Raw genomic sequence first — 24,636 nt, 5'->3', positions numbered from 1 at the left:
GGCGGAGGAGGCGAATCAGGCCGCCCCTACGCCGCGTACCCCCCGTCCACCGCGAACTCCGCCCCCGTGACGTACGCCGCCTCCGCCCCCGCCAGATAGGCCACCACCGACGCCACCTCACCCGCCGCCCCGAACCGCCCCAGCGCCGTCATCGCCGCCTGGCCCGCGGCATGCGGCCCGTCCGCCGGATTCATGTCCGTGTCGATCGGCCCTGGATGCACGATGTTCGCGGTGATGCCACGATCACCCAACTCGCGCGCCAGAGCCTTGGTCAGACCGATCAGGGCGGACTTGCTCGTCGCGTACAGGGTTCCGCCGGGCCCGGGCACCCGCTGTGTCATACACGTGCCGACGGTGATGATCCGCCCGCCGCGGTCCATGTGGGCGGCGGCGGCCTGGGAGGCGAGGAAGACACCGCGTACGTTCACGGACAGGACCCGGTCGACATCGGCGAGGGACAGGCTCTCCAAAGGGGCGAGCAGGCCGATGCCCACGTTGTTCACCAGGATGTCGAGGCCGCCGAGCGTCTCCACCACCCGTCGCACGGCGCCGCCGGCCTCCTCCGGGTCCGCGGAGTCCGCCCGCAGCGCGAGCCCGCGCCGCCCCAGGGCCTCTACGGCTCGTACGACGTCCTCGGCCCCCTCCTTGCCGTTCACGTAGGTGAGGGCGATGTCCGCTCCTGCCCGCGCGAGCCGGGCCGCCGTTGCGGCGCCTATGCCCCGGCTCCCGCCGGTCACCAGGGCCACCTTGCCGTTCATTGTCGCTTGCGAAGTCGTGGTTCCTTGTGAGGTCATGCGTCCATCCCAGCGGCCCGGGCAGCGAGGTGCTGGCGGCGAACGGACACCGAACTCGGGTTCCTGGCCGCCCTGGAGGGCAACGGGCGTGTGATCCTGCAGTCACGCACCGTCGAAAGCCTCGCCAACGCCCTGAGGAAGGCCCAGGGCGGCGACAAGCAGGGCCCGGCCGGAGGAATGTTCTCGACGCACGCCGGGTGCAGCGATGAGTTGCGGGGGCGGGCGGGGTCTGAAGTGATGACAACGGACCCCGCATCAGAAAGCAGGCACCCGCCATGGGCAAGCTCGTCTCCACCATCTTCGTCACTCTCGACGGCGTCTACCAGGCCCCCGGCGGACCCCAGGAGGACCCTCGCGGCGGCTTCGAGCAGGGCGGCTGGAGTTTCCCGTACGGCGACGACGACTTCGGCCGGTTCATCAACGAGGTCTTCGACGGCGTGGGCGCGTTCCTGCTCGGCCGGCGTACGTACGACATCTTCGCTTCGTTCTGGCCGAAGGTGACCGACCCGGCCGACCCGGTCGCCTCCAAGCTCAACGCGCTGCCGAAGTACGTCGCCTCATCGAGCCTCACCGAGCCGGACTGGGCCGGCACGACCGTGATCGGCGGTGACCTCGCCAAAGAGGTCACCGCCCTGAAGGAGCGCACCGACGGCGAGCTCCAGGTTCACGGCAGCGGAGCCCTCGTCCAGTCCCTGCTCGCCCTGGACCTCGTCGACACGATCCACGTACTGACCTTCCCGGTCGTACTCGGCACCGGTCTGCGCCTGTTCCCCGAGGGCGCCGTCCCGACGGCCTTCCGGCACACCGGCGGCCGCGTCACCGCCGCCGGGGTCTCCATCCAGTCGTACGACCCGGCGGGCCGCCCGGAGTACGGCTCGTACGAGCTCCCGGAAAACGCCTAGTCACCGTTCCTAAAGACTGAGCGGAAGTGAGTCCTGTTGCCAGAACCCATGCTCAGCCGCGTGCCCCGAACGGTGCTGGGCACACTGGTCCTCCGCTTTCACTCCGTATCCGGCGCACACGGATCGTGTCCGTGGTCCGGGCATACGGGGGCGGGTTCCCTCACGCCCCAAGGCCACCGGTTCGGCCTGGACGGTCCGATGCCCCACACGATCGCTCCGGTCGTGCGGGGGCGGTGCCGTCCGTCGCCGGATCGGGTGCCCCAGGGCGCGCCTGCCGATCGCCACCGCTGCCGCGTCGTGGCGAGTGGTCTTCCTGTTCTTCGTGGTGAGGGGTTTCTGCCAGTGCTGGGCGCCCCACTTGCTGGTGTAGGCGGGATCGACGGCGACGACGGGGATGCCGAGTTCGGCGGCCATCGACACCAGCCGGGCCCGCAGCCGGGCCACGGGCATGCCGGAGATGAGCCGGCGGAACTTCTTGCGGCGTCCGTGCTTCTCCCGCGTCTTGTCCGTGGCGAAGTCCAGGTCCTCGACCGCGATGGCCAGGCTGTGCCGCTGGGCGAAGTGCAGCAGCCGGATCAGGGCGTGGCGGACCTGGGCGTCGCGGTGGGCGGCGGTGCCGGACAGGTCGTAGTCGAAGCGGTGCGGCCGGCCGACCGGGTTGCCGTGGACGTCGAGCCGCCAGGCGGCGAAATGGTCGGCGTTGGTGTCGACGCCGACCAGGCCGCCCGCCCGTGCCTGGGCCAGGGGCACGGTCTGGACCGGCGGGATGGTCCAGGAGGCGGTCAGATACCAGCGGCCCCGCTGGACGTCCTCGTGTATGCGGTACGTCACCGCCCGGTTCACAGCGATGCGGTCGGCCCACTCCTGGCCCCGGTGAGGGAAAGCGACGCGACATCGACCCGGCCCAGCGCGAGGACGACTCCTCCGTCAGGGCCCGCTTGCGCTGCGCCCACGCGTCCGCGTCGTGCCCCAGCCCGGCGGCGCACCGGGCCTTGAGGTCCCGCCCGGCCAGCGTGCCGAGATGGTCGCCGACCAGCCGCAGCACCTTCTCGTCCCCGGGTGTCAGATGCTTGAGCCGGGCGCGGACAGCGACGCCCGACGGGCCGAGGGCGACGAACGGCGCTGCCACCTCGCGCAGCCCACCCATCCTCTCGCCCCCTGCCCGACACCGAAGATCCCGTCACCCTACCCAACGAGCACCTCCCGCAAAGGTCACGCATTCGATGCAAGAACCCCTGTTCCGCCGCATCCGCGCGCACCCCAGCCGCCGCGCTCACTCACTCATGCACACTCCAACGCACCCAAGCACGGTCAACCGGCAACAGTTCCCAACCCCGTCGCCGCGCAGGTACGGTGATCGTTCCCGTGCGAGCCGCAGCCGTCTCCACGCTTGCCCGTCCGCCGGAGCCCCGGAGCCGCTCCCATGTCGTCGTTCGCCGTACCCGGCGCGCTCGCGCCCCGCCGTGCCTGGCTCACCGACCTGCCCCTGCTGCTCGTGGCCGCGGTGTGGGGCGCCAGCTATCTCGCCGCCAAGGACATCACCACCGCGCGGACGGTGATCGCCGTCCTGGTGCTGCGTTTCGCGGTCGTGCTTCCGGTGCTGGTGACCGCGGGATGGCGAGCGCTGCGGGCCCTGACGGCGGCACAATGGCGCGGGGCCGGAGTGCTCGGGCTGATCCTGAGCGGCATCTTCCTCCTGGAGACATACGGCGTCGTCCACACCTCGGCGACCAACGCCGGTCTCATCATCAGCCTCACCGTGATCTTCACGCCGCTCGCCGAAGCGGCCGTGACCCGCGTACGCCCTTCACGCGCATTCCTCGCCGCGGCCGGCGTCTGCGTGCTCGGCGTCGTCCTGCTCACCCAGGGCGGCGGCTTCACCCGGCCCTCGCTCGGCGACCTGCTGATGCTCCTCGCGGCCCTCGCCCGGACTGTGCACGTGCTCGCGATGTCCCGCATCAAGTCCGTCCAGGGCGCCGACGCGCTGCCGCTGACGACCGTCCAACTGGGCGCCGCCGTGGCGGTGTTCGCCGTCCTGTCGACCGGCGCCGACGCCACGCCGTGGAGCACGGCCGCGGGGTTCGGTGCGCGGGAGTGGGCCGGGCTGCTGTTCCTCTCCGCGTTCTGCACGCTGTTCGCCTTCTTCGTGCAGATGTGGGCGGTGCGCCGGACCTCGCCGTCGCGGGTCAGCCTGCTCCTTGGAACCGAGCCCCTGTGGGCCGCCGCGGCGGCCATCGCCCTCGGCGGTGAACGCCTCGGGGCGATGGGCCTGGTGGGCGGCGTACTGGTGCTCGCGGGGACCGCGTGGGGACGGCGCGTGACAGGTTAACTCCCGGAAAATTCATCGGACTTGGCGGGAGAAATCAGTTGCCTTGACATTGACATGCCATGGTCTACGCGCGTCATCCTGAGTCCATGAGATTCCCCCCACGCACCACTCGCATCGGCGCTCTGGTCGCCCTCATGTCCGCCCTGCTCGTCGGCGGTACCGCCGTGGTTCCCGCCAACGCGGCGGCGACTGCCGTGGGCAGCATCTGCTACGGCGCGCTGCCGTCACAGGCGTACGACACGCTGGACCTGATCGAGTCGGGAGGCCCCTTCCCGTACTCGCAGGACGGGTCCGTCTTCCAGAACCGGGAGAGTGTCCTGCCCTCCCAGTCGACCGGGTACTACCACGAGTACACGGTCATCACGCCCGGCTCCTCGACGCGTGGTGCCCGTCGCATCGTCACCGGCAAGAAGACGCAGGAGGACTACTACACCTCCGACCACTACGTCACGTTCAAGCTGATCAACTTCAGCTGCTGATCCGAGGGTGAGTCGCCGGTGATCCACCGGTGACCCGGTCCGCCGGAAGTCCGGTCCGCGTTCAGCCGGACTTCCGGCTCTCGGCGGCCGCGAACAGCGCGAACGCTAGGACGAGAAGTGTGACGCTCGCGTAGATCTCGTAGCCGTCGAGGAAGCCGAGCCGCTGTACGAGCCCCCACCCGTGCAGTAGGCCGATGCCGGTGATCTCGTGCACCAGGCCCAGCGCGCCCTGGACCAGGGCGACAAAACCGAGTAGCTCCAGAATCTGCTTCATGTGCTGACCCTCGCCCCGCGGACCCCCCACACTCATCGGCCGCGGGGCGAGGCATGCCCGACCGAAGTCGCCGGCCGTGGTGACGACGGTCGGACGAAAGTCTCAAGGGGCTGCGACTTTGGTCGGTGATCCCGGTCGCGGGGGAGGTGACGGCGGGCCTGCCTGCGTAGATTTGTCGACCGTGAGTGATGACGATCCGGAGCGCGAGTCGGCGACATCGTGGCAAGGGCCGATCGGGTGGACGTGGCCCGAGGCCCAGACGCTGCCGGGGCGGCGGTGGCTGCTGCCCTCGGCCGTGGTCGCCGAGCTCGACCCGGACGCCGAGCGCGCGGGCCGCTCCGGACGGCCACGGCGCACGGTTCGCGACTGGGTCGTCGACTTCGGGTGCTTCCTGCCGGCCGTCGCCATCGGCCTGGCGGCCGCGGACACGCTGACCCACGACCCGAACATCCCGCACGGCCTCGTCGTCACCGACCAGTTGCTCGGCGCGCTCGCCTGCGCGGCGGTCTGGTTCCGGCGCCGTTGGCCGCTGGGGCTCGCCATCGCCATGATCCCCGTCGGACTGATCTCGACCACCGCCGGCGGCGCGGGCATGGTCGCCCTCTTCACCCTCGCCGTGCACCGCCGCTTCAAGTACGTGGCCTGGATCGTCGGCGCCCAGCTCGCACTCGTTCCCGCTTTCTTCTGGCTTCGCCCCGACCCCGATCTGCCGTACCTCGTCGCCGTCGCCGTCACCGCGCTGCTCACCTCGGCGGTGGTCGGCTGGGGCATGTTCGTACGGTCCAAGCGCCAGCTCATGCTGAGTCTGCGGGACCGGGCGCGGCGGGCCGAGACCGAGGCGGAGCTGCGGGCCGAGCAGGCACAGCGACTCGCGCGCGAGGCCATCGCGCGTGAGATGCACGACGTGCTGGCGCACCGGCTCACCCTGCTGAGCGTGCACGCAGGGGCCCTGGAGTTCCGGCCGGACGCGCCCCGGGAGGAGGTCGCGCGGGCGGCCGGCGTGATCCGGGAGAGCGCGCACGAGGCGCTGCAGGACCTGCGGGAGATCATCGGCGTCCTGCGAGCCGGGGACTCCGACGACGCCGGACGGCCGCAGCCGACGCTCGCCGCGCTCGACGGGCTGGTCACCGAGTCCCGCTCGGCCGGTATGAAGGTCGTCCTCGACAACCGCGTCACCGATCCGGCCGCAGTCCCCGCTTCCGTCGGACGCACCGCGTACCGGATCGCCCAGGAGGGTCTGACCAACTCCCGCAAGCACGCGCCGGGTGCCGAGGTGACGGTGACGGTTCGCGGGGCTTGCGGAGACGGCCTGACGGTCTCCATCGGCAATCCCGCACCGCCGGGCGACGTCCCCCATGTCCCCGGGTCGGGTCAGGGGCTGATCGGACTGACGGAGCGGGCGACGCTGGCCGGGGGCTGGTTGGAGCACGGGGTCGAGGGGGACGGGGGCTTCCTGGTGCGCGCGTGGCTGCCGTGGACCGGCTGACGTTTCAGGGGCGCGGGGAACGCGCAGCTCTTTGGCGGGGGTCCTGGGCGCAGCCCCCAGGTACGGGACGGGTAGGTGCGGAGGGGGCGAAAGAAGCCTGCCGCTCCCCCCGACGGCTCAGGAGTCGGTGCGCAGGACCACCCGCATGCCGTGGAGTTCGCCACGCTCCATGCGTCGGTGGACGTCCGCCGCGGCGCTGAGCGGCAGCGTTTCCGTGGTGCGGGGCCGGAGCAGGTCCCGGGAGAAGAGGTCGTTGAGGGCGGTCGCCGCCGACGCGAGCTCCCCGGTGCTGGCGTGGGAGATGGCGAAGCCCCGTACGGACGCGTCCTTCATGTAGAGGGGACCCACCGGAAGGACGGGTTCGTCCTTGGTGCCGGCCATCAGGACGATGCGGCCGCGATGCGCGAGCAGGGCGACGGCGGAGGCGAGGTCGTTGTGCCCGGAGGTGTCGACATGGAGGTCGACTCCGCCGGGGGCCAGCTCCGCGAGACGCCGCGGGAGCTCGGCATCGCGGTAGTCCACCACCTCGCCGGCTCCCAGATCCCGGCAGTAGTCGTGGTCGCGCGCCGACGCCGTCGCGATGACTCGGGCGCCCGCGCGGACGGCGAGGACCACCAGCGCGGCGCCCACATTGCCCGCGGCTCCACCGACCAGGACCGTCTCGCCCGAGCACAGGTCACCATGGGTGAACAGGGCGAGATAAGCGGCGGCGGCCGGGTGGACCACAGCCACCGCGACTTCGGGAGGTACGCCAGGTGGGAGCGGGTAGAGCCGGTCGACGGGCACCGCCGCCTGCTCGGCCGCCGCACCCTGACGGCCCCCGTGGCCGAGGCTGTTGCACCACACGGCATCGCCGACGGCGAACCCGCCCCCGGCCGACGCGACGGTGCCCACCAGGTCCCGGCCGATGACGAAGGGGAACTCCAGCGGCGTACGGAAGACCCCTGAACGGACAAAAGCGTCCACGGGGTTGACCGTGGTGGCCCGTACGTCGACGAGGATCTCGTCGGGACCTGGCACGGGTGCGGCGAGTTCTCCGTAGCGAATGACGTCGGGTGGGCCGAGTTGTTCGACATAAGCGGCACGCATGACCAAGGTTCCTTCCACCGCGGGGTGCCCTCGCGCGAGGTCCACGCGGTCCTTTTCAAGTCGTCGTCACGTCGCTGTCCAAGCGCCCCGAATTCCCGTCCGTCGCGACGTGGCGGACCCTCACGGGCATTCTTGCCCCGGCTTCCCGACCCGCGCGGCATTCCGGGGATCAGCGGTGAGTCGCGCGCGGCGCCCGGAGCGCGCGCCGGGAAAAGGGGCGGGCGGCGCTGATTTGAGACGTCCTGATCGCAGGCGTCCTGGCGAAGGCGGCGACCTGGTTAGGTGGATCCCATGACTGCGATCCGACTGCTGCTCGTCGACGACGACCCTCTGGTGAGAGCCGGACTGTCCTTCATGATGGGCGGCGCCGACGACATCGAGATCGTCGGAGAGGCCGCCGACGGCAGCGAGGTGGAAGCGCTCGTCGACCGCACCCGGCCGGACGTCGTCCTGATGGACATCCGGATGCCGACGGTCGACGGACTCACCGCCACGGAGCGGCTGCGCGGCCGCCAGGAGGCGCCGCAGGTCGTGGTCCTGACCACCTTCCACGCCGACGAGCAGGTGTTGCGGGCGCTGCGCGCCGGGGCGGCCGGGTTCGTACTGAAGGACACCCCGCCCGCGGAGATCCTCGCGGCGGTGAGGCGGGTCGCGGCCGGTGATCCCGTGCTGTCGCCCACTGTCACCCGCCAGTTGATGGAACACGCGGCGGCCGGCGCGCCCGACACCCGCCGTACGACCGCCCGCGACCGGGTCGCCGCCCTCAACGACCGGGAACGCGAGGTCGCCGTCTCCGTGGGACACGGCAGGTCGAACGCGGAGATCGCCGCCGAGCTCTTCATGAGCGTCGCCACCGTCAAGACCCACGTCTCGCGCATCCTCGCCAAGCTCGGCCTCAACAACCGCGTACAGATCGCCCTGTTGTCGTACGACGCCGGGCTTCTGGAGGAGGACGGGCGCTGAGCGCAGGACGGGCGCTGATCGGAGGGCAGGTGCTGATCGGAGGACGGGCACTGATCGGGGGCCGCGATCGTTGGTCGGGGCAACGGGAGGAGGAACCATGATCGATCTGGGGGAGTACGGGCCAGGCTTCACGAGGGACCCGTACCCGGTGTACGCGGCACTGCGCGAGCGGGGTCCCGTGCACTGGGTGCGCACACCGCCACCCGGTGCGTACGAGGGCTGGCTCGTCGTCGGGTACGAGGAGGCGCGGGCCGCCCTCGCCGACCCGAGGTTGTCCAAGGACAGCACCAAAAGGGGACTGAGCTCGTTCGAAGAGGAGCTGATGGGCCGGTATGTGCTGATCAGCGACCCGCCCGAGCACACCCGGCTGCGCTCGCTCGTCACGGGCGCGTTCACCATGCGGCGTGTCGAGGCGCTGCGCCCGCGCGTCCAGCAGATCACCGACGAGTTGCTGGACGCGATGCTGCCGAAGGGTCGCGCCGACCTCGTGGACGCCTTCGCCTATCCGCTGCCCATCACGGTCATCTGCGAGCTCCTCGGCGTCCCCGACATCGACCGGGAGGCCTTCCGGGCCATGTCCAACGAGATCGTGGCCCCGTCCGACGGAGACACCGAACTGGCCGCCATCGAGCAACTTGCCGCATATCTCGACGAGTTGATCGAGGACAAGCGCTGTGCGGCACCGGCCGACGATCTGCTCGGCGCCCTCATCCGCACCCGCGCGCAGGACGGCGACCGCCTCTCGCGCGCCGAACTGCGCGGGATGGCGTTCATCCTGCTGGTCGCGGGCCACGAGACGACGGTCAACCTGATCACGACCGCGGTGCACACCCTGCTCACCCACCCGGACCAACTCGCCGCGCTGCGGGCCGACATGACCCTCCTCGACGGCACGGTGGAGGAGGTCCTGCGCTTCGAGGGACCGGTGGAGACGGCGACGTACCGTTACGCGGCCGAGCCGATCGAGATCGGGGGCAGGTCCATCGCGGCGGGCGACCCGGTGATGATCGGCCTCGACGCCGCCGACCGTGACGCGGCGTACTGCCCGGACCCGCACCGCTTCGACATCCACCGCGCCCCGCAGGGCCATCTCGCCTTCGGGCACGGCATCCACTACTGCCTGGGCGCGCCCCTGGCCCGCCTCGAAGCCCGGGTCGCGCTGAGCTCCCTGCTGGAGCGTTGCCCGGATCTCGCGCTCGACGGACCCCCTGGGGACTGGCTGTCCGGCATGCTGATGCGCGGCCTGCGAAGCCTGCCGGTGCGCTGGTGAGTGGCCCTGTTCCGGGAGAGGAGTGTCATTCGTGCTGCGTACGGCCGAGATCACCGCGGAGCTGACCGGCGAGGGCCTGCGCGGTGAGCAGTCCCACCGGCTGTACTGGCGCGGCACGCTGGAGGTCGCGTTGGACTGCTTCGTCTGCGAACGGATCGGCCGGACGACGGTCTTCGAGCGCGGTGCCGAGCGGGCGCTGTGCTCCGGCAGCCGCAGCGGATTCAAGCGGCACCACACCGCCGCGAGGATCGCCGCGTTCGACACCACCGACGGCCGGGAGCGCCTCGCGGTCCGGGCGCTGGTCGACTTCTGGTGGGCGCCCTTCACGGACACCCGGGACGGCCACAAGGCCGCGGCGCCCACCAGCCACCCCTGGGTCCGGCTGCATCTCGGCTACTACTGCCAGGACGCCAAGGAGTCGGGCACCAACAGCATCCAGACCAATGCCATGCGGCCGAACGACCTGAAATGCGGGCACTGCGACCGCGTCATCGCAGTCGATGCACAGACCCCGGCCGTGCGCCTCCTCGTATGACGCCCACCGCGGGGGCGCTCGACTCAGTCCCGTCCGCCCGGAATCTCGGCGAGACGCACCGGTCGCCGCTCCCGCCGCGACAGCACACACGCCTCGGCGATCCGCAGCGCGTCCAACGCCTCACGGCCGTCGCACGGATTGGCGCGCTCACCGCGGACGACCTCGACGAACGCGGCGAGTTCGGCCTCGTACGCCGGGGCGAAGCGCTCCAGGAAGCCCATCCACGGCTTGTCGGCGGGCGGCGGCCCGGCCGGTTCGGTGGACGCGATCGGCGTACGGTCGTCGAGGCCGACGGCGATCTGGTCGAGTTCGCCGGCGAGCTCCATCCGGACGTCGTAGCCGGCGCCGTTCACCCGGGTCGCCGTCGCTGTGGCCAGGGTTCCGTCGTCGAAGGTGAGCACGGCCGCGGCGGTGTCGATGTCACCGGCCTCGCGGAACATCGGGGGCCCGGCGTCCGACCCGGTCGCGTACACCTCGACGATCTCGCGGCCGGTGACCCAGCGCAGCATGTCGAAGTCGTGGATCAGGCAGTCCCGGTAGAGCCCGCCGGAGAGCGGGAGATAGTCGACCGGGGGCGGCGACTGGTCGGACGTCATGGCCCGGACCGTGTGCAGTCGGCCGAGCCGTCCCGACCGCACCGCCTCGCGGGCCGCCGTGTATCCCACGTCGAAGCGGCGCTGGAAGCCCAGCTGTAGAACCGTTCCGGCGGCGTCGACCTCGGCCAGCGCGGTCAGCGTGCCCGTCAGATCGAGGGCGATGGGCTTCTCGCAGAAGACGGGGAGCCCGGACCGTGCTGCCCGACCGATCAGTTCGCCGTGGGCCGAAGTCGCCGCCGTGATGACCACCGCGTCCACGCCCCAGGTGAAGATCTCGTTCACGCTGGGCGCCGCCGTCGCGCCCAGGCGGTCCGCCAGTCGATGGGCCCGCGCGGTGTCCGCATCCGTGACGATGAGGGAGCCGCCCACCTCGCGGTGACGGCTGAGAGTGGTCGCGTGGAATGTACCGATACGACCCGCTCCGATGAGTCCGATGCGCATGGGAACAAAGTGCGGGCCGACCCGGCACGATGTCAATGGTTTGTCCGGACAACCGAACTTCACAACTTCCCGTCAACATCTCCCGGAGCTACGCTCGGGCCGTGCCGAAACCAGATGTGGATCCGACCGTGTCGCTCCAGCTCAGCGTCGACCGCAGCAGTCCGGTCCCGCTCTACTTCCAGCTGTCCCAACAGTTGGAGGCCGCGATCGAGCACGGAACGCTGACCCCGGGCAGCCTCCTTGGCAACGAGATCGAGCTCGCCGGGCGGCTCGGCCTGTCCCGGCCCACGGTCCGCCAGGCCATCCAGTCCCTCGTCGACAAGGGTCTGCTCGTACGGCGCCGCGGCGTGGGCACCCAGGTCGTGCACAGCCAGGTCAAGCGCCCGCTGGAGCTCAGCAGTCTCTACGACGACCTGGAATCGGCGGGCCAGCGTCCGGCGACCCAGGTGCTCGTCAACACCGTCGTACCCGCGTCCGCCGAGGTCGCGGCGGCCCTGGGGGTGGCCGAGGGCGGTGACGTGCACCGTGTGGAGCGGCTGCGCCTCGCGCACGGGGAGCCGATGGCGTACCTCTGCAACTATCTGCCGCCCGACCTGCTGGAGCTGGACAGCGCGCAGATGGAGGCGACCGGCCTGTACCGGCTGATGCGCGCGGCGGGGATCACCCTGCACAGCGCCCGGCAGTCCGTCGGCGCCCGCGCGGCCACCGCGGAAGAGGGCGACCGGCTCGGCGAACCGGCCGGCGCGCCCCTGCTCACCATGGAGCGCACGACCTTCGACGACACCGGCCGGGCCGTCGAGTTCGGCTCCCACATCTACCGGGCCTCGCGTTACTCCTTCGAGTTCCAGCTCCTCGTACGGCCATGACGGCTCGGTGAGTGCAGCCCTGAAGGCTCGCTGATTTTCCGGCTCTCGCACGCCCATGACGCTCCCGTGATGCCGCCGGGAAGGGCGTACCCGCCCCCGGGAAAGTCCACCGCGCGCGGGACCCGCTGGTCGGGTGCGTGATTCGCGTGGTTGATACTTGGACGTTTGGGGCCGGTGGGACACCGGTCCCAGGGGCCTATGTGACGGCCCCTCCGGGTCAGTCCGCATGGCCCGGCGCACCAAGGAGCAAGTAAGAAGGGCACGGCCTCGTGGCACGCACTCGGACCTGGGTAAGCATCGCGCTCGCAGGGGCGCTGGGGGTGTCCCTCGCGGGATGCAGCAGCACCGGCGGGAAGCGGGCCGAGGACGCCCGCAAGGCGGCGGCAGCCCAGGGCAGGGCCGCGGTGAACACGCCCAGGTGGACCTTCGCGATGATCACCCACTCGGGCGACGGCGACACGTTCTGGGACATCGTGCAGAGCGGCGCCAAGCAGGCCGCGGTCAAGGACAACATCAACTTCCTGTACTCGCACAATGCCGAGGCGCAACAGCAGGCGCAGCTCGTGGACGCCGCCGTCGACAAGCAGGTCGACGGCATCATCGTCACGCTCGCCAAGCCCGACGCCATGAAGGCGGCCGTCGCGCGCGCCCAGAAGGCCGGCATCCCCGTGATCACGGTGAACTCGGGCTCCGAGGAGTCCAAGGCGTTCGGCGCGCTCACCCACATCGGCCAGGACGAGACGATCGCCGGCGAGGCGGTGGGTGACGAGCTGAACAAGCGGGGCCGCAAGAAGACCCTCTGCGTCCTGCACGAGCAGGGCAACGTCGGCCACGAGCAACGCTGCGCGGGCGTCAGGAAGACCTTCCACGGCACCGTGCAGAACCTCTACGTGCAGGGCACCAGCATGCCCGACGTGCAGTCCTCCATCGGCGCCAAGCTGCAGGCCGACAAGTCCATCGACTCGGTCGTCACGCTCGGCGCCCCCTTCGCGGACACCGCGGTGAAGGCCAAGCAGGACGCGGGCAGCAAGGCCGAGATCGACACCTTCGACCTCAACGAGAAGGTGGCCGCGGAGCTCAAGAACGGGACGCTCGGCTTCGCCGTCGACCAGCAGCCGTACCTCCAGGGGTACGAGGCCGTGGACCTGCTCTGGCTCTACAAGTACAACGACGACGGCCTCGGCGGCGGCAAGCCGGTCCTCACCGGACCGCAGATCATCACCAAGGACCAGGCCGGCGCGCTCGCGGGCTACGCGAAGCGGGGCACCCGATGAGCACCACGGCACCCGCCCCCGCGCCGTCGCCGGGCACCAAGGCCGACGAGCGCCTGCTGAAGACCTCGCCGCTGCGCAAGCTCATGGGCCGCCCCGAGCTCGGCTCCGTGGTCGGCGCGGTCGCCGTCTTCGTCTTCTTCGCCGTCTTCGCGGACAGCTTCGTACGGGCCGCGAGCCTCAGCACGGTCCTGTACGCCTCGTCGACCATCGGCATCATGGCGGTCCCGGTCGCCCTGCTGATGATCGGCGGTGAGTTCGACCTCTCCGCGGGCGTCATGGTGACCAGCTCCGCGCTGATCTCCTCGATGTTCAGCTACCAGATGACCGCGAACGTCTGGGTCGGCGTCTTCGTCTCGCTGCTCGTCACCCTGGCGATCGGCCTCTTCAACGGCGTCATGCTGACCCGCACCGACCCGCCGAGCTTCATCATCACGCTCGGCACCTTCCTGATGCTGACCGGCATGAATCTCGGCTTCACCAAGCTGATCAGCGGCACCGTCTCCACCAAGTCGATCTCGGACATGGAGGGCTTCTCCTCCGCGAAGGACGTCTTCGCCTCGACGATCACCATCGGCGGCGTCGACTTCAAGATCACCATCCTGTGGTGGCTGGCCCTGGTCGCCGTGGCCACCTGGATCCTGCTGCGCACCCGCGTCGGCAACTGGATCTACGCCGTCGGCGGCGGCGAGGAAGCGGCCCGCGCGGTCGGCGTCCCGGTCGACAAGACCAAGATCGGCCTCTATATGGGCGTCGCCTTCGGCGCCTGGATCTCCGGCCAGCACCTGCTGTTCTCGTTCGACGTCGTGCAGTCCGGCGAGGGCGTCGGCAACGAGCTGATCTATATCATCGCGGCCGTCATCGGCGGCTGTCTGATCACCGGCGGCTACGGCTCCGCGGTCGGCGCGGCGGTCGGCGCGCTGATCTTCGGCATGGTCAGCAAGGGCATCGTGTTCGCCGAATGGAACCCGGACTGGTTCAAGTTCTTCCTGGGAGTGATGCTGCTCCTGGCGACCCTGCTCAACCACTGGGTCCGCAAGCGCGCGGAGGCGACGAAGTGACCACGGACGCGAACATGACGACCGACTCGGCCTCCATGGACCGTACGGCGCTCGTCGAGCTCGACGACGTCAGCAAGTACTACGGCAACATCCGCGCCCTCGAAGGCGTCTCGCTGGAAGTCCACGCCGGGGAGATCTCCTGTGTGCTCGGCGACAACGGCGCCGGCAAGTCCACCCTCATCAAGATCATCGCGGGACGTCACCAGCACGACGCGGGCACCTTGCGCATCGAGGGCCGGGAGACCCGGCTGTCCTCCCCGCGTGAAGCCCTCGACCACGGGATCGCCACGGTCTACCAGGACCTCGCCGTCGTTCCGCTGATGCCGGTCTGGCGGAACTTCTTCCTCGGCTCCGAGCCCAGGAAGGGCGTCGTCCCCTTCAAGCGCATGGACGTCGACTTCATGCGCCGGACGACCCATGCGGAGCTCCTGCGCATGGGCATCGACCTGCGCGACGTCGACCAGCCCATCGGCACCCTCTCCGGTGGTGAGCGTCAGTGCGTGGCGATCGCCCGCGCCGTCTACTTCGGCGCCAAGGTCCTCGTCCTCGACGAGCCCACCGCGGCCCTGGGGGTGAAGCAGTCCGGTGTGGTCCTCAAATATGTGGCTGCCGCACGGGACGCGGGACTGGGTGTGGTGTTGATTACCCACAATCCGCATCACGCGTATTTGGTGGGCGACCGTTTCGTGCTCCTGAAGCGCGGCACCATGTTCAGCAGTAACGCCCGCGACGAGATCACCCTGGACGAGCTGACCCGCCAGATGGCGGGAGGAAGCGAGCTGGAGGACCTGCGGCACGAACTGGAGCGCACCTCGTGAGGAGCACCTCGACAGGGCCGCGAGGAACCGCGCGACCAGCCGCAGGTGGCACGCAGGTCACAGGCGGCCCTGCGCTCCCACAGTGCAGCCCCGGCGGAGCGTAGGGCAGAATCGGCCCGATGAGCACCTACCGCGACCTCGCACACCGCGGCTCCGCGCGGGCCACCGTCCTGCGGACCGTGGGGACGCGCGAGCGCCGTTCCCACCTGACGGCGCCCCGTGTCCCCACTGTCGGCATCGACATCGGCGGCACGAAGGTGATGGCGGGCGTCGTGGATGCCGACGGCAACATCCTGGAGAAGGTCCGCGCCGAGACGCCGGACAAGTCCAAGAGCCCCAAGGTCGTCGAGGACACCATCGTCGAGCTGGTCCTGGACCTCTCCGACCGGCACGACGTGCACGCGGTCGGCATCGGCGCGGCCGGCTGGGTCGACGCCGACCGCAACCGCATCCTGTTCGCGCCCCACCTCTCCTGGCGCAACGAACCCCTGCGCGACCGCATCTCCGGCCGCCTCTCCGTGCCTGTCCTGGTCGACAACGACGCCAACACCGCCGCCTGGGCCGAGTGGCGCTTCGGCGCAGGCCGTGGCGAGGACCACCTCGTCATGATCACGCTCGGCACCGGCATCGGCGGCGCGATCCTCGAGGACGGCCAGGTCAAGCGCGGCAAGTTCGGCGTCGCCGGCGAGTTCGGTCATATGCAGGTCGTGCCCGGCGGCCACCGCTGCCCGTGCGGCAACCGCGGCTGCTGGGAGCAGTACAGCTCGGGCAACGCGCTGGTCCGCGAGGCACGCGAGCTCGCCGCCGCGGACTCCCCGGTGGCGTACGGGATCATCGAGCACGTCAAGGGCAACATCGCCGACATCACCGGCCCGATGATCACCGAGCTGGCCCGTGAGGGCGACGCCATGTGCATCGAGCTGCTCCAGGACATCGGCCAGTGGCTCGGCGTGGGCATTGCGAACCTGGCCGCCGCCCTGGACCCCTCCTGCTTCGTCATCGGCGGCGGCGTCAGCGCGGCCGACGACCTGCTGATCGGCCCCGCGCGAGACGCGTTCCGCAGGCACCTCACGGGCCGCGGCTACCGCCCCGAGGCCCGTATCGCCCGCGCCCAGCTCGGCCCCGAGGCCGGCATGGTCGGCGCCGCCGACCTCGCTCGACTCGTCGCCCGCCGCTTCCGCCGTGCCAAGCGGCGCCGCGTGGAGCGCTACGAGCGGTACGAGCGCTACACGCAGTCCCGCCGTACGACCCAGGGGTCGCTGTGACGGCCTCGCTGCCGCGCCAGGCATCGCCGCCGGACGAGCCACGACGGCCGCCGGAGGATCCACGCCACAAGTTCCGCCGCCGTGCCCTCACGCTGCTGATCATCGTGCTGCTCATCGGCGTACCGGCCGGCTATCTGGTGGTCTCCGCCAACCAGAGCCGCAACAGCGGCAAGCAGAAGGAGGAGAAGTACTCGGCGACCGGCCTCACCGCGGGCTGGCCCTCGCGCGTCCAGCGCCGCCTGTACCAAGTGCGCATGCCCGCGGACTCCACGGAGGTCGCCTACTACGAGACCAACAACTGGAAGACCAGCCGCCTGTACGTGCAGTTCGGCACCACCGACGCGGGCCTGGACTGGTTCCTCAAGACCGTCGGCACCAGCCGGAATGCGCTGAAGAAGGACGACATCACCATCAGTGCCCGCGACCAGAAGGTCGTCGGCTGGGAGTTCACCGGCGTCGGCCCGTGGTCCGGTCTCGTACACAAGCAGAAGGACCCGGCGCCCACGCAGGACATCGTCGTGAACTTGTCCGAGCCGCAGCACCCCATGGTGTACGTGGTCTCGCGCACGATTCCCTGACCGGTCCCGATCCGGTCCGGCACGGTCGCCGAGGCCGATTGTCAGACCCCGCCCGTAGAGTCGAAGACAACTGATTCGACTGAGGGGCGGGAGGTGGCCGGGCGTATGGGGGACGGGGTGGATGCGGTGGCCGAGCGGTCGCTTTCCGCGCGATCACTGTCCGTGCGGCTCGCCGCCGTCTTCCTGCCCGCGCCGCTGCCGCGCGAGGGGCGGGTCGCGTTCTGGGATCCGGACGGGGACGTGCTGCCGTCCGACGAGAAGGTCGGGGTCACGGCGCCGGGGGAGCAAGCCGCGGGGGTGTCCTCGGGTGAGCGAGTCCCAGGTGCGTCGTGGGGTGAGCCGGTCGACGGTGCCCTGTCCGGCGAGCCGACCCGGCTGACGGTCGTACGACCCCACGGTCCCGGAGTCCGCAGAGGCACCGTCCCCGCCGTGACGCTGCCCGTGGGTGAGGCCCTGTCGCTGCTCGCCGGAGCCCGGCGTGACCCCGGCGCGCATCCCGCCACGGCCTGCTGGGGCGCGGCCGCCCTGCATGCCCTGCGGCTCGTCGCGCGTGGGCGGCTGCTGCCGGGGCTGACGGCCGAGGGGCTCGACGCATGGCGCGCGGGCCCGCTCGACCAGGACGACATCGCCCACCTCAGGGCGGTGGCGGCGGCCCTTCCGTACGAGGGACATGCCGTCCCGCTCCCCGGCAAGGGACCGCTCCGGCTGCCCGAGCCGGAAGCGCTGATGCGGTCCTTCCTGGACGCGGTCGCGGACACACTGCCGCGCACCCCGGCCGCGCCGTACACCTCCGGGAAACCCTTCGCGGCGAGCGAGCCGCAGCGGCTGCCCGGTGCCCACGACTGGGCCGCCGAGGTCGCCGCCGGCATGGACGCGGGCGTACGGATCTCGCTGCGCCTGGACCTGTCCGCCTACCAGCTCTTCGACGACGACGAGGGAGCGCGCCGCGCGGGCGCGGCCGTCGTCCAGGTGCACAGCCTCGCCGACCCCACCCTGGTGGTGGACGCGACGGCCCTGTGGGCGGGAGAGGCCGACGCCACCTTCGGCCCCCGCGCGCGCGTCGACGCGGCCCTCGCCGTCCGCCGCGCGGCCCGCGTCTGGCCACCCCTCGACCGACTGTCCGAACAGGACGTGCCCGACGTACTCGCCCTCTCCGAGGAGGAGTTGTCCGATCTGCTCGGGATCGCGGCCACCCGGCTCGGCGCGGCCGGGGTCGCCGTGCACTGGCCCCGCGACCTCGCCCACGACCTGAGCGCGACGGCGGTGGTACGCCCGGCGCCGGGGTCGGCGACGGACGGCACCGGCTTCTTCGAGAGCGAAGAACTGCTTCAGTTCCGCTGGCAGTTGGCCCTCGGCGGCGATCCCCTCACCGAGGCCGAGATGGACACCCTGGCCGAGGCCCATCGCCCGGTCGTCCGGCTGCGCGACCAGTGGGTGCTCGTCGACCCGGCGCTCGTCCGCAAGGCACGCAAGCGCGAACTGGGCCTGCTCGACCCGGTCGACGCGCTGTCCGCGGCGCTCACCGGCAGCGTCGAGGTCGGCGGTGAGACGGTCGAGGCGGTGCCGGTCGGCGCGCTGGCCGCACTGCGTGACCGGCTGACGGCGGGCGTGGCTTCCGTGGACCCGCCGCCGGAGCTTCAGGCCCGCCTTCGCGACTACCAACTCCGTGGCCTCGCCTGGCTGGACCTGATGACCTCCCTCGGGCTGGGCGGCTGCCTCGCCGACGACATGGGGCTCGGCAAGACCGTCACCGTCATCGCGCTGCACCTGCGGCGGGCCCACGGCGAGCCGACCCTGGTGGTCTGCCCGGCGTCGCTGCTGGGCAACTGGCAGCGGGAGATCGCCCGTTTCGCGCCCGGCGTGCCCGTCCGTCGCTTTCACGGACCCGACCGCACCCTCGATGACCTCGACGGCGGCTTCGTCCTCACCACATACGGGACGATGCGGTCCACCGCGCCGTTGCTCGCCCAGCAGAAGTGGGGCATGGTCGTCGCGGACGAGGCGCAGCACGTCAAGAACCCCTACTCGGCGACGGCGAAGGCCCTGCGGACGATCCCGTCCCCCGCGCGCGTGGCACTCACCGGCACCCCCGTGGAGAACAACCTCTCCGAACTCTGGGCCCTGTTGGACTGGACGACCCCCGGACTGCTCGGCCCCCTCAAGTCCTTCCGGGCCCGGCACGCGCGCGCCGTGGAGAACGGCGAGGACGAGGAGGCGGTCGCCCGCCTGGCCCGGCTGATCCGCCCCTTCCTGCTCCGCCGCAAGAAGTCGGACCCCGGGATCGTCCCGGAGCTCCCGCCCAAGACGGAGACCGACCACCCCGTTCCCCTCACCCGGGAGCAGGCCTCCCTCTACGAGGCGGTGGTCCGGGAATCGATGCTGGCGATCGAGACGACCGAGGGCATCGCGCGCCGGGGCCTGGTCCTCAAACTCCTCACTTCCCTCAAGCAGATCTGCAACCATCCGGCGCTGTTTCTCAAGGAGGACACCCGAGCCGCCCACGGGCCCTCCGCCCGCTCCGGCAAACTCGCCCTGCTCGACGAACTGTTGGACACGCTGCTCGCCGAGGACGGTTCGGCACTCGTCTTCACCCAGTACGTCGGGATGGCCCGCCTCATCACCGCGCACCTCGCCGCCCGCGCCGTCCCCGTGGAGCTCCTGCACGGCGGCACACCGGTCGCGGAGCGGGAACACATGGTGGACCGTTTCCAGAGCGGGGCGACCCCGGTCCTGGTGCTGTCCCTCAAGGCCGCGGGCACCGGTCTGAACCTGACCCGCGCCGGCCATGTCGTGCACTTCGACCGCTGGTGGAACCCCGCCGTCGAGGAGCAGGCCACCGACCGTGCCTACCGCATCGGCCAGACCCAGCCCGTCCAGGTCCACCGCCTCATCACCGAGGGCACGGTGGAGGACCGCATCGCCGAGATGCTCGAAGCGAAGCGGGCGCTGGCCGACGCGATCCTCGGCTCCGGCGAGGCGTCCCTGACAGAACTGACCGACCGCGAGCTGTCGGACCTGGTGTCGCTTCGGAGGTCCTCGTGAACGGTTCCGAGAGCGAAGAGCGGCCGGTGGCAGCCGGGGCGGAGGAGGAGCGCGAGGACAGCGACCGGCGTGGGGACACGGGTAGGCCCGCCGGCACCGATCTGCCCCGTCCCGTTGCCGGGGCGCGGCCTGCGGACGAGGCCCGTCGGGCGCTGCGGGCCGCGCGGGAGCGCGATGTTCGGGAGGGCGGGCCGGCCGACGCGGCTGACGACCAGACGGCCCCGCTTGCCGCGCGGGGCGCGGTCGGGACGCCGCAGAGGACGGCGTCCTCTCCGGGGGCGCGACCGGGCGACGCGGCGCGAGAGGCCTTGCGCCGGGCGACCGGGGCGGGGAGTACTCCGGCGAGCCGTCCTGCTGAGGGCGCTTCCGGGGGTGCGCGTCCCGGTGACATCGCGCGCGAGGCGTTGCGCGCCGCGCGGGACGAGGCGAGGCGGGCGGCACACTCGGAGGCCGGAGAAATTGGGGTAACGGGCCCTGGAACCAGTGGAGTTGAGGCCGGACGCCGATCGGCCGAGCCGAACCCGAACGCTTCCCGGACTCGGCGGAGCAGACCGCGCCAGGCAGGCGGGTCCCGGGCCCGGGACCTACGCGATCTCCTCGCCGGCGCCTTCGAGTTGCCCACCGACGTGACGTCGGACCCGCATACGGCGCAGCCCCGGGACACTCGTGAGGCGGCTTCGGACGTGCCTCGCGAGCCGCCCGGAGACGTCCGCGAGGCGGCTTCGGACTCGCATGATGCGTTGTCTCAGGACGTCCGCGAGGCGGCTTCGGACTCGCATGATGCGTTGTCTCAGGACGTCCGCGAGGCGGCTTCGGACTCGCATGATGCGTTGCCTCAAGACGTCCGCGAGGCGGCTTCCGATGCCTATCGCGCGCTGCCCCAGGACGCGCACGAAGCGACTTCGGAGCCGCAGCCTGCGCAACTCGGAGACGCACGCGAGGCGACGTCACATGTTCACCCGGCGCAACCCGGAGTCGCGCGCGAGGGGACCTCGCATGCCCACTCGGCGCAACCCGGAGTCGCACCCGAGGCGGCTTTGGAGCCGCACCCGGCGCAGCCCGGAGACCCGCGCGTGGCGACGCCGGACTCGTCGGCCGTGCAACCCGGCGACGACGGCGAGGCGTTCCCCGGGCGGCGCCCCGCGCGGCCCGACTCCGTACCCGATGCGACCGCCGACCCGCGCCCGGCGCATCTCGGATCGCACTCCGGATCAGAGCGGCGGACCGCCCCCCGCGCCAACCGGCTCCCTCGTTCCATGGGATCCCCGGGCCGCGACGGTGAGCTGCGTCGTACCTTCCCCGCCTTCGCCGCGCGGGCGTCGGAGGCCGACGCCTTCGCGGAGACGTGGTGGGGGAATGCCTGGGTGACCGCCTTGGAGGAGGGGGCGCTGGACGCGGCGCGATTGGCGCGTGGGCGGGCCTATGCCGGGCACGGGTACGTCGACGCCATCACGGTCACGCCGGGGCTGGTCCTCGCGTATGTGCACGGGAGCCGACCGCGGCCGTACCGCGTGCAGGTCAGGGTGCGGACGCTGTCCGACGGCGACTGGGACCGCTTCCTGGACGCGGCCGCCGAGCGTCCCGGGCACATCGCCGCGCTGCTCGACAAGGAGATGCCCAAGTCGCTCGCGGAGTGCGGCGTCGCGCTGCTCCCGGGCCCCGGCGGGCTCGAACCGCACTGCAGTTGCCCCGACTCCGGGCACCCCTGCAAGCACGCGGCCGCCCTCTGCTACCAGACGGCGCGGCTGCTGGACGAAGACCCCTTCGTGCTGCTCCTGTTGCGCGGCCGCGGCGAACGCGAGCTGCTCGACGCGCTGTCCCGCCGTAACGCCGCCCGCGCGGCTCGCGCCGCCCAGGAACAGGAACCGGCGCCTCTGCCCGGCGTACGCGCCGGCGACGTGATCGCCCGGCGCGCGCTGCCGCCGCTCCCGGCGCCGTTGCCACCGCCCGCGCACCCCGAGCAGCCGCCGACCTACCCGGGGGCGCCGGGCGGTCCGGACCCGTTCGCGCTCGACCAGTTGGCCACGGACGCGGCGGCTCGTGCGCACGCGCTGCTCACCACGGGCCGCGATCCCGTCGCGGAGCTGACGCTCTGGCAGGACGCGGTGCGTCTGGCCGCCGCCCGCCCCGGATCCGGGCTCACCGCCGCCACCCGCGCTCTGTACTCCTCGCTCGCCTCCGCGACCGGGCGCACCCCGGCCGACCTGGCGCGCGCGGTCGCCGCCTGGCGGCAGGGCGGATTCGAAGCGCTCCGTGTCCTCGAAGAGCCCTGGGAGCCGCCGGCCGGCCGTTTCGACCGGGCCCGTCCGCTTCTCCTCGCCGCTGACCTCCCCGCCTTCCGCCCGTGGCGCAACCACCTCACCCACCCCCGGGGCCACGCCCAACTCCGCCTCGGTCACAACGGCCTCTGGTACGCCTACGAATCCGAACCGGGCCACGACGACTGGTGGCCCCGCGGCACCCCCGACCTCGACCCGGTCGGCGCACTGACAGGCCTCGGCGCACCCGGCGACCTCTGACACAGGCCACGGGACCGCGCCGCCCGCCGACTGGCCGGATTCCTGGGCGAGTCGAGCCGCCGAGCCCCGGACACCGACCGTCCGGGGAACGCGAGTCTCCCGGTCGGCGGGGAAGGTCGCCTCACGGTCGTGGTCCGGCGCCGGTGGGTGGTCGATTCGTCTCAGTGGGTGTGCGGCGGCGGACAGCTGCAGCCAGGGCGTGCCATGCGCAGGCTCCGGGTGCGGATGACGTCGCGTGGGGTGATCCCGGCGCGTGTCACGGGGCGGGAGTGCGGTCCGGCTGCCCATCCTGCGGGGTCGGCACCTTCGTGGCGGGCAAGCCACAGTCGCAGTAGGTGCCGTTTGTGTTCCGGGGCGTCGAAGTCCTCGTACGCCGAGCGGGCGTGCAGCACCATGTGGTTGTCGAGCAGCAGCAGATCACCGGGCTGGAGATCCAGTTCGAGCCGGACGGCGGACGAAGTCGCCGTCGTCTCGATCAGGTCGTACAACTCCCTGTCAGCGGCCCGGTCGGGACCACTGCCGCGAGCAGTGCGTGCACCGTCGGCCAAGCGGGCGCGGTCGTAGCGCATGCTGGGCCTGTCGCTGTGCCGGGTGATAAGCGGGGAGGCCAGGTACGCTCCCTCACCGGACGCGCGCTCCTCCTGGCTGTCGAAGAGGTGGCTGCGGTACAGGCGCAAGGCGAGGTCCGGTCCGGCGTCGAGCACGGCGTTGTGCACGGCGGCAGCACTGGCCAGCAGCGTACGGCCGCCCGAGCGGCCCGGCCGCAGGCACATCAGGCCGAGCAGGTCCGACTCGGCGGTGTGGAACGGGAGCGCCGCCCGGGTCAGACAGGCGGGTGGCGCCGGGCCGTCCAGCACCGGGCCGACGTCCCGGATGTGGCAGAGGGTGCGGCCGTCGACGGTCTGCGGGACGGGCCTGCCGAGGTACTGGCCGATGCCGCGCAGCACGGTGCTCGCCTCCGCCTCGCCGAGCAGATCCGGCGGGACAGCTTTGATCAGAAGGAAGCCCCGCCCTTCGACAAGCGCCGCGGCGGCGCGCTCGAGCTCGGCGGCGAGCGTGGGCAGAGGGAAGTCGCCGACGGTCATCCGCAGCAAGGTGGCGGCGCGCCCGCGGGCGGTGTGCACAGCCGTACGCAGTTCCTCACCGTGCTCGGCGGACAGCCGCACCACCCAGTCGTCACGGCCCGCCAGATCGAGTCCGTACCACAGGGCGGGGCCCGTGAACGGTTCGGTCGGCACCGCCGGCGTATCCGGGGTTTCGGCCATGGTCGCCTCCGCGAGGGTCTGGTGAGCCGAGCAGCCTCTTCCGGCGGCGCGGCGGGCGAGCGGCACGGCCGCCGGTCGCCCTACGGGCAGCGTTGAACGGGGATGCTACGAATCACTCTTCCGTCATGCTTGACGTACGGGGACGGGAAACTTAACTTCTGGGGACCCGCCGCCTTTGGAGCGTGCCCATGAGGCCCCTTGCCCGCACCGCCGCGCTGAACGGCTATGTCGAGCTCAGCCGATCCCTCGGTCTCGATCCCCGTGTGCTGATGAAGGGCGTCGGCCTGGACACCGCGGACCTGGCCGTGCAGGACCGGTGGATCTCCGGCACGGCGGTGGTCAGGCTGCTGGAACTGTCGGCCGCTGCCTCCGGGCGCGAGGACTTCGGCCTGCTCCTGGCGGAGCTGCGGCGCTTCTCCAACCTCGGCCCCATCAGCCTGCTCGTCCGTGAAGAGCCTGACGTGCGCAGCGCGTTGTCACTGCTGATCCGCCATCAGCACACGTACAACGAGGTCCTGCACGCCCGGCTCTCGGAGGGCAACGGGGTGGCCACGCTCAAGGTGGACCTGCGGCTCGGGGAGCCGCAGCCGGCCCGGCAGGGCACGGAACTAGCCGTGGGCGCGTTCCACCGCGTGCTGTGCGGCTTCCTCGGCCCGCGCTGGCGCCCGTCGTGGGGGGGGGGGGGCGCCCCCCCCCCCCCGGGCCCCCCCCCCCCCCCCCCCCCCCGGGGGGGCGGGGGGGGGGGGGGGGCCCGGGGGGGCGGCGGGGGGGGGGCCCCCCCCGGGCCGGCGCC

At 71.6% G+C, this 24,636-nt stretch carries 21 protein-coding genes and 2 pseudogenes; 17 read left to right on the top strand and 6 right to left on the bottom strand.

Annotated features, from left to right (window positions below; translation table 11 throughout):
• Positions 1 to 26: 26 nt before the first annotated feature.
• Positions 27 to 794, bottom strand: a complete 768-nt coding sequence (locus tag ACIBK0_RS42870; protein ID WP_399092892.1) for an SDR family oxidoreductase — start codon at positions 792 to 794, stop codon at positions 27 to 29.
• 63 nt (positions 795 to 857) lie between these two features.
• On the opposite strand from ACIBK0_RS42870, the pseudogene ACIBK0_RS42865 reads away from it, so the two are divergent.
• A pseudogene (locus tag ACIBK0_RS42865) lies at positions 858 to 992 on the top strand (AIM24 family protein); the annotation flags it as partial.
• Between the two features lie 77 nt (positions 993 to 1,069).
• The gene (locus ACIBK0_RS42860) at positions 1,070 to 1,696 is read left to right on the top strand and encodes a dihydrofolate reductase family protein (protein ID WP_399092889.1); all 627 of its coding nucleotides are present in this window, start codon (positions 1,070 to 1,072) and stop codon (positions 1,694 to 1,696) included.
• Between the two features lie 9 nt (positions 1,697 to 1,705).
• On the opposite strand, the pseudogene ACIBK0_RS42855 reads toward ACIBK0_RS42860, so the two are convergent.
• Positions 1,706 to 2,843: pseudogene (locus tag ACIBK0_RS42855) on the bottom strand (IS200/IS605 family accessory protein TnpB-related protein).
• A gap of 276 nt (positions 2,844 to 3,119) precedes the next feature.
• Here ACIBK0_RS42855 and ACIBK0_RS42850 point away from each other — a divergent pair.
• Positions 3,120 to 4,025, top strand: a complete 906-nt coding sequence (locus ACIBK0_RS42850; protein ID WP_399092886.1) for a DMT family transporter — start codon at positions 3,120 to 3,122, stop codon at positions 4,023 to 4,025.
• A gap of 86 nt (positions 4,026 to 4,111) precedes the next feature.
• A complete protein-coding gene (locus ACIBK0_RS42845; RefSeq protein ID WP_399092884.1) occupies positions 4,112 to 4,504 on the top strand; it encodes a ribonuclease domain-containing protein in 393 nt (130 codons plus the stop codon).
• A gap of 61 nt (positions 4,505 to 4,565) precedes the next feature.
• Here the strand turns inward: ACIBK0_RS42845 and ACIBK0_RS42840 are convergent, their stop codons facing one another.
• Positions 4,566 to 4,778 (bottom strand): hypothetical protein, encoded by a 213-nt coding sequence (locus ACIBK0_RS42840; protein ID WP_399092881.1) that lies wholly within the window; start codon positions 4,776 to 4,778, stop codon positions 4,566 to 4,568.
• A gap of 232 nt (positions 4,779 to 5,010) precedes the next feature.
• Between ACIBK0_RS42840 and ACIBK0_RS42835 the strand changes: the two genes are divergently transcribed.
• Positions 5,011 to 6,264, top strand: coding sequence for a sensor histidine kinase (locus ACIBK0_RS42835; protein ID WP_399093038.1), 1,254 nt, complete (start codon positions 5,011 to 5,013; stop codon positions 6,262 to 6,264).
• Positions 6,265 to 6,381: 117 nt separating this feature from the next.
• Here ACIBK0_RS42835 and ACIBK0_RS42830 read toward each other — a convergent pair whose 3' ends face one another.
• The gene (locus tag ACIBK0_RS42830; protein ID WP_399092878.1) at positions 6,382 to 7,353 is read right to left on the bottom strand and encodes an NADPH:quinone reductase; all 972 of its coding nucleotides are present in this window, start codon (positions 7,351 to 7,353) and stop codon (positions 6,382 to 6,384) included.
• Between the two features lie 291 nt (positions 7,354 to 7,644).
• Between ACIBK0_RS42830 and ACIBK0_RS42825 the strand changes: the two genes are divergently transcribed.
• The 3 genes from ACIBK0_RS42825 (at position 7,645) to ACIBK0_RS42815 (ending at position 10,121) form a co-directional block, all read left to right on the top strand.
• A complete protein-coding gene (locus ACIBK0_RS42825) occupies positions 7,645 to 8,316 on the top strand; it encodes a response regulator (protein WP_399092875.1) in 672 nt (223 codons plus the stop codon).
• Positions 8,317 to 8,413: 97 nt separating this feature from the next.
• A complete protein-coding gene (locus tag ACIBK0_RS42820) occupies positions 8,414 to 9,586 on the top strand; it encodes a cytochrome P450 (RefSeq protein ID WP_399092872.1) in 1,173 nt (390 codons plus the stop codon).
• A 31-nt stretch (positions 9,587 to 9,617) separates the two neighbouring features.
• A complete protein-coding gene (locus tag ACIBK0_RS42815; RefSeq protein ID WP_399092869.1) occupies positions 9,618 to 10,121 on the top strand; it encodes a hypothetical protein in 504 nt (167 codons plus the stop codon).
• A 23-nt stretch (positions 10,122 to 10,144) separates the two neighbouring features.
• Here the strand turns inward: ACIBK0_RS42815 and ACIBK0_RS42810 are convergent, their stop codons facing one another.
• Positions 10,145 to 11,158, bottom strand: coding sequence for a Gfo/Idh/MocA family oxidoreductase (locus ACIBK0_RS42810; RefSeq protein WP_399092866.1), 1,014 nt, complete (start codon positions 11,156 to 11,158; stop codon positions 10,145 to 10,147).
• A gap of 128 nt (positions 11,159 to 11,286) precedes the next feature.
• Between ACIBK0_RS42810 and ACIBK0_RS42805 the strand changes: the two genes are divergently transcribed.
• The 8 genes from ACIBK0_RS42805 to ACIBK0_RS42770 all read left to right on the top strand — a co-directional run bounded on the left by ACIBK0_RS42805 (position 11,287) and on the right by ACIBK0_RS42770 (position 22,578).
• A complete protein-coding gene (locus ACIBK0_RS42805; protein WP_399093035.1) occupies positions 11,287 to 12,024 on the top strand; it encodes a GntR family transcriptional regulator in 738 nt (245 codons plus the stop codon).
• A gap of 269 nt (positions 12,025 to 12,293) precedes the next feature.
• Positions 12,294 to 13,298, top strand: a complete 1,005-nt coding sequence (locus tag ACIBK0_RS42800; RefSeq protein WP_399092863.1) for a sugar ABC transporter substrate-binding protein — start codon at positions 12,294 to 12,296, stop codon at positions 13,296 to 13,298.
• Positions 13,295 to 14,356, top strand: a complete 1,062-nt coding sequence (locus tag ACIBK0_RS42795) for an ABC transporter permease (protein WP_399092860.1) — start codon at positions 13,295 to 13,297, stop codon at positions 14,354 to 14,356. Before ACIBK0_RS42800 ends, ACIBK0_RS42795 begins: the two co-directional genes overlap by 4 nt.
• A 14-nt stretch (positions 14,357 to 14,370) precedes the next feature.
• Positions 14,371 to 15,174: an ATP-binding cassette domain-containing protein gene (locus ACIBK0_RS42790; RefSeq protein ID WP_399093032.1), complete on the top strand. Its 804-nt coding sequence runs from the start codon at positions 14,371 to 14,373 to the stop codon at positions 15,172 to 15,174.
• A 119-nt stretch (positions 15,175 to 15,293) separates the two neighbouring features.
• Complete coding sequence (locus ACIBK0_RS42785; RefSeq protein ID WP_399092857.1) at positions 15,294 to 16,439, top strand: ROK family glucokinase; 1,146 nt, start codon at positions 15,294 to 15,296, stop codon at positions 16,437 to 16,439.
• A complete protein-coding gene (locus ACIBK0_RS42780) occupies positions 16,436 to 17,017 on the top strand; it encodes a sugar kinase (protein WP_399092854.1) in 582 nt (193 codons plus the stop codon). The genes ACIBK0_RS42785 and ACIBK0_RS42780 overlap by 4 nt, the downstream gene beginning before the upstream one ends.
• A gap of 105 nt (positions 17,018 to 17,122) precedes the next feature.
• Positions 17,123 to 20,059, top strand: a complete 2,937-nt coding sequence (locus ACIBK0_RS42775; protein WP_399092851.1) for a DEAD/DEAH box helicase — start codon at positions 17,123 to 17,125, stop codon at positions 20,057 to 20,059.
• 101 nt (positions 20,060 to 20,160) lie between these two features.
• Complete coding sequence (locus ACIBK0_RS42770) at positions 20,161 to 22,578, top strand: SWIM zinc finger family protein (RefSeq protein WP_399093029.1); 2,418 nt, start codon at positions 20,161 to 20,163, stop codon at positions 22,576 to 22,578.
• Between the two features lie 161 nt (positions 22,579 to 22,739).
• Here the strand turns inward: ACIBK0_RS42770 and ACIBK0_RS42765 are convergent, their stop codons facing one another.
• On the bottom strand, positions 22,740 to 23,843 hold the full coding sequence (locus ACIBK0_RS42765; protein ID WP_399092848.1) for a TauD/TfdA family dioxygenase: 1,104 nt from the start codon (positions 23,841 to 23,843) through the stop codon (positions 22,740 to 22,742).
• A gap of 188 nt (positions 23,844 to 24,031) precedes the next feature.
• On the opposite strand from ACIBK0_RS42765, the gene ACIBK0_RS42760 reads away from it, so the two are divergent.
• On the top strand, positions 24,032 to 24,636 hold a 605-nt coding region (locus tag ACIBK0_RS42760), incomplete at its 3' end, for an AraC family transcriptional regulator ligand-binding domain-containing protein (protein WP_399092845.1).

This window comes from Streptomyces sp. NPDC050564, from assembly GCF_044457265.1.
Lineage (GTDB): Bacteria > Actinomycetota > Actinomycetes > Streptomycetales > Streptomycetaceae > Streptomyces.
The sequence above is the reverse complement of the archived record's forward strand: the minus strand, read 5'-3'. Positions and strand labels throughout refer to the sequence as shown.

What these genes read in the sequence shown, in the direction of transcription:
- ACIBK0_RS42785 (WP_399092857.1), top strand. Translation starts at nt 15,294, where the DNA reads ATGAGCACCTACCGCGACCTCGCACACCGCGGCTCCGCGCGGGCCACC.
- ACIBK0_RS42795 (WP_399092860.1), top strand. Translation starts at nt 13,295, where the DNA reads ATGAGCACCACGGCACCCGCCCCCGCGCCGTCGCCGGGCACCAAGGCC.
- ACIBK0_RS42850 (WP_399092886.1), top strand. Translation starts at nt 3,120, where the DNA reads ATGTCGTCGTTCGCCGTACCCGGCGCGCTCGCGCCCCGCCGTGCCTGG.
- ACIBK0_RS42820 (WP_399092872.1), top strand. Translation starts at nt 8,414, where the DNA reads ATGATCGATCTGGGGGAGTACGGGCCAGGCTTCACGAGGGACCCGTAC.
- ACIBK0_RS42860 (WP_399092889.1), top strand. Translation starts at nt 1,070, where the DNA reads ATGGGCAAGCTCGTCTCCACCATCTTCGTCACTCTCGACGGCGTCTAC.
- ACIBK0_RS42790 (WP_399093032.1), top strand. Translation starts at nt 14,371, where the DNA reads ATGACGACCGACTCGGCCTCCATGGACCGTACGGCGCTCGTCGAGCTC.
- ACIBK0_RS42870 (WP_399092892.1), bottom strand. Translation starts at nt 794, where the DNA reads ATGACCTCACAAGGAACCACGACTTCGCAAGCGACAATGAACGGCAAG.
- ACIBK0_RS42830 (WP_399092878.1), bottom strand. Translation starts at nt 7,353, where the DNA reads ATGCGTGCCGCTTATGTCGAACAACTCGGCCCACCCGACGTCATTCGC.
- ACIBK0_RS42845 (WP_399092884.1), top strand. Translation starts at nt 4,112, where the DNA reads ATGAGATTCCCCCCACGCACCACTCGCATCGGCGCTCTGGTCGCCCTC.
- ACIBK0_RS42825 (WP_399092875.1), top strand. Translation starts at nt 7,645, where the DNA reads ATGACTGCGATCCGACTGCTGCTCGTCGACGACGACCCTCTGGTGAGA.
- ACIBK0_RS42810 (WP_399092866.1), bottom strand. Translation starts at nt 11,158, where the DNA reads ATGCGCATCGGACTCATCGGAGCGGGTCGTATCGGTACATTCCACGCG.
- ACIBK0_RS42840 (WP_399092881.1), bottom strand. Translation starts at nt 4,778, where the DNA reads ATGAAGCAGATTCTGGAGCTACTCGGTTTTGTCGCCCTGGTCCAGGGC.
- ACIBK0_RS42775 (WP_399092851.1), top strand. Translation starts at nt 17,123, where the DNA reads ATGGGGGACGGGGTGGATGCGGTGGCCGAGCGGTCGCTTTCCGCGCGA.
- ACIBK0_RS42765 (WP_399092848.1), bottom strand. Translation starts at nt 23,843, where the DNA reads ATGGCCGAAACCCCGGATACGCCGGCGGTGCCGACCGAACCGTTCACG.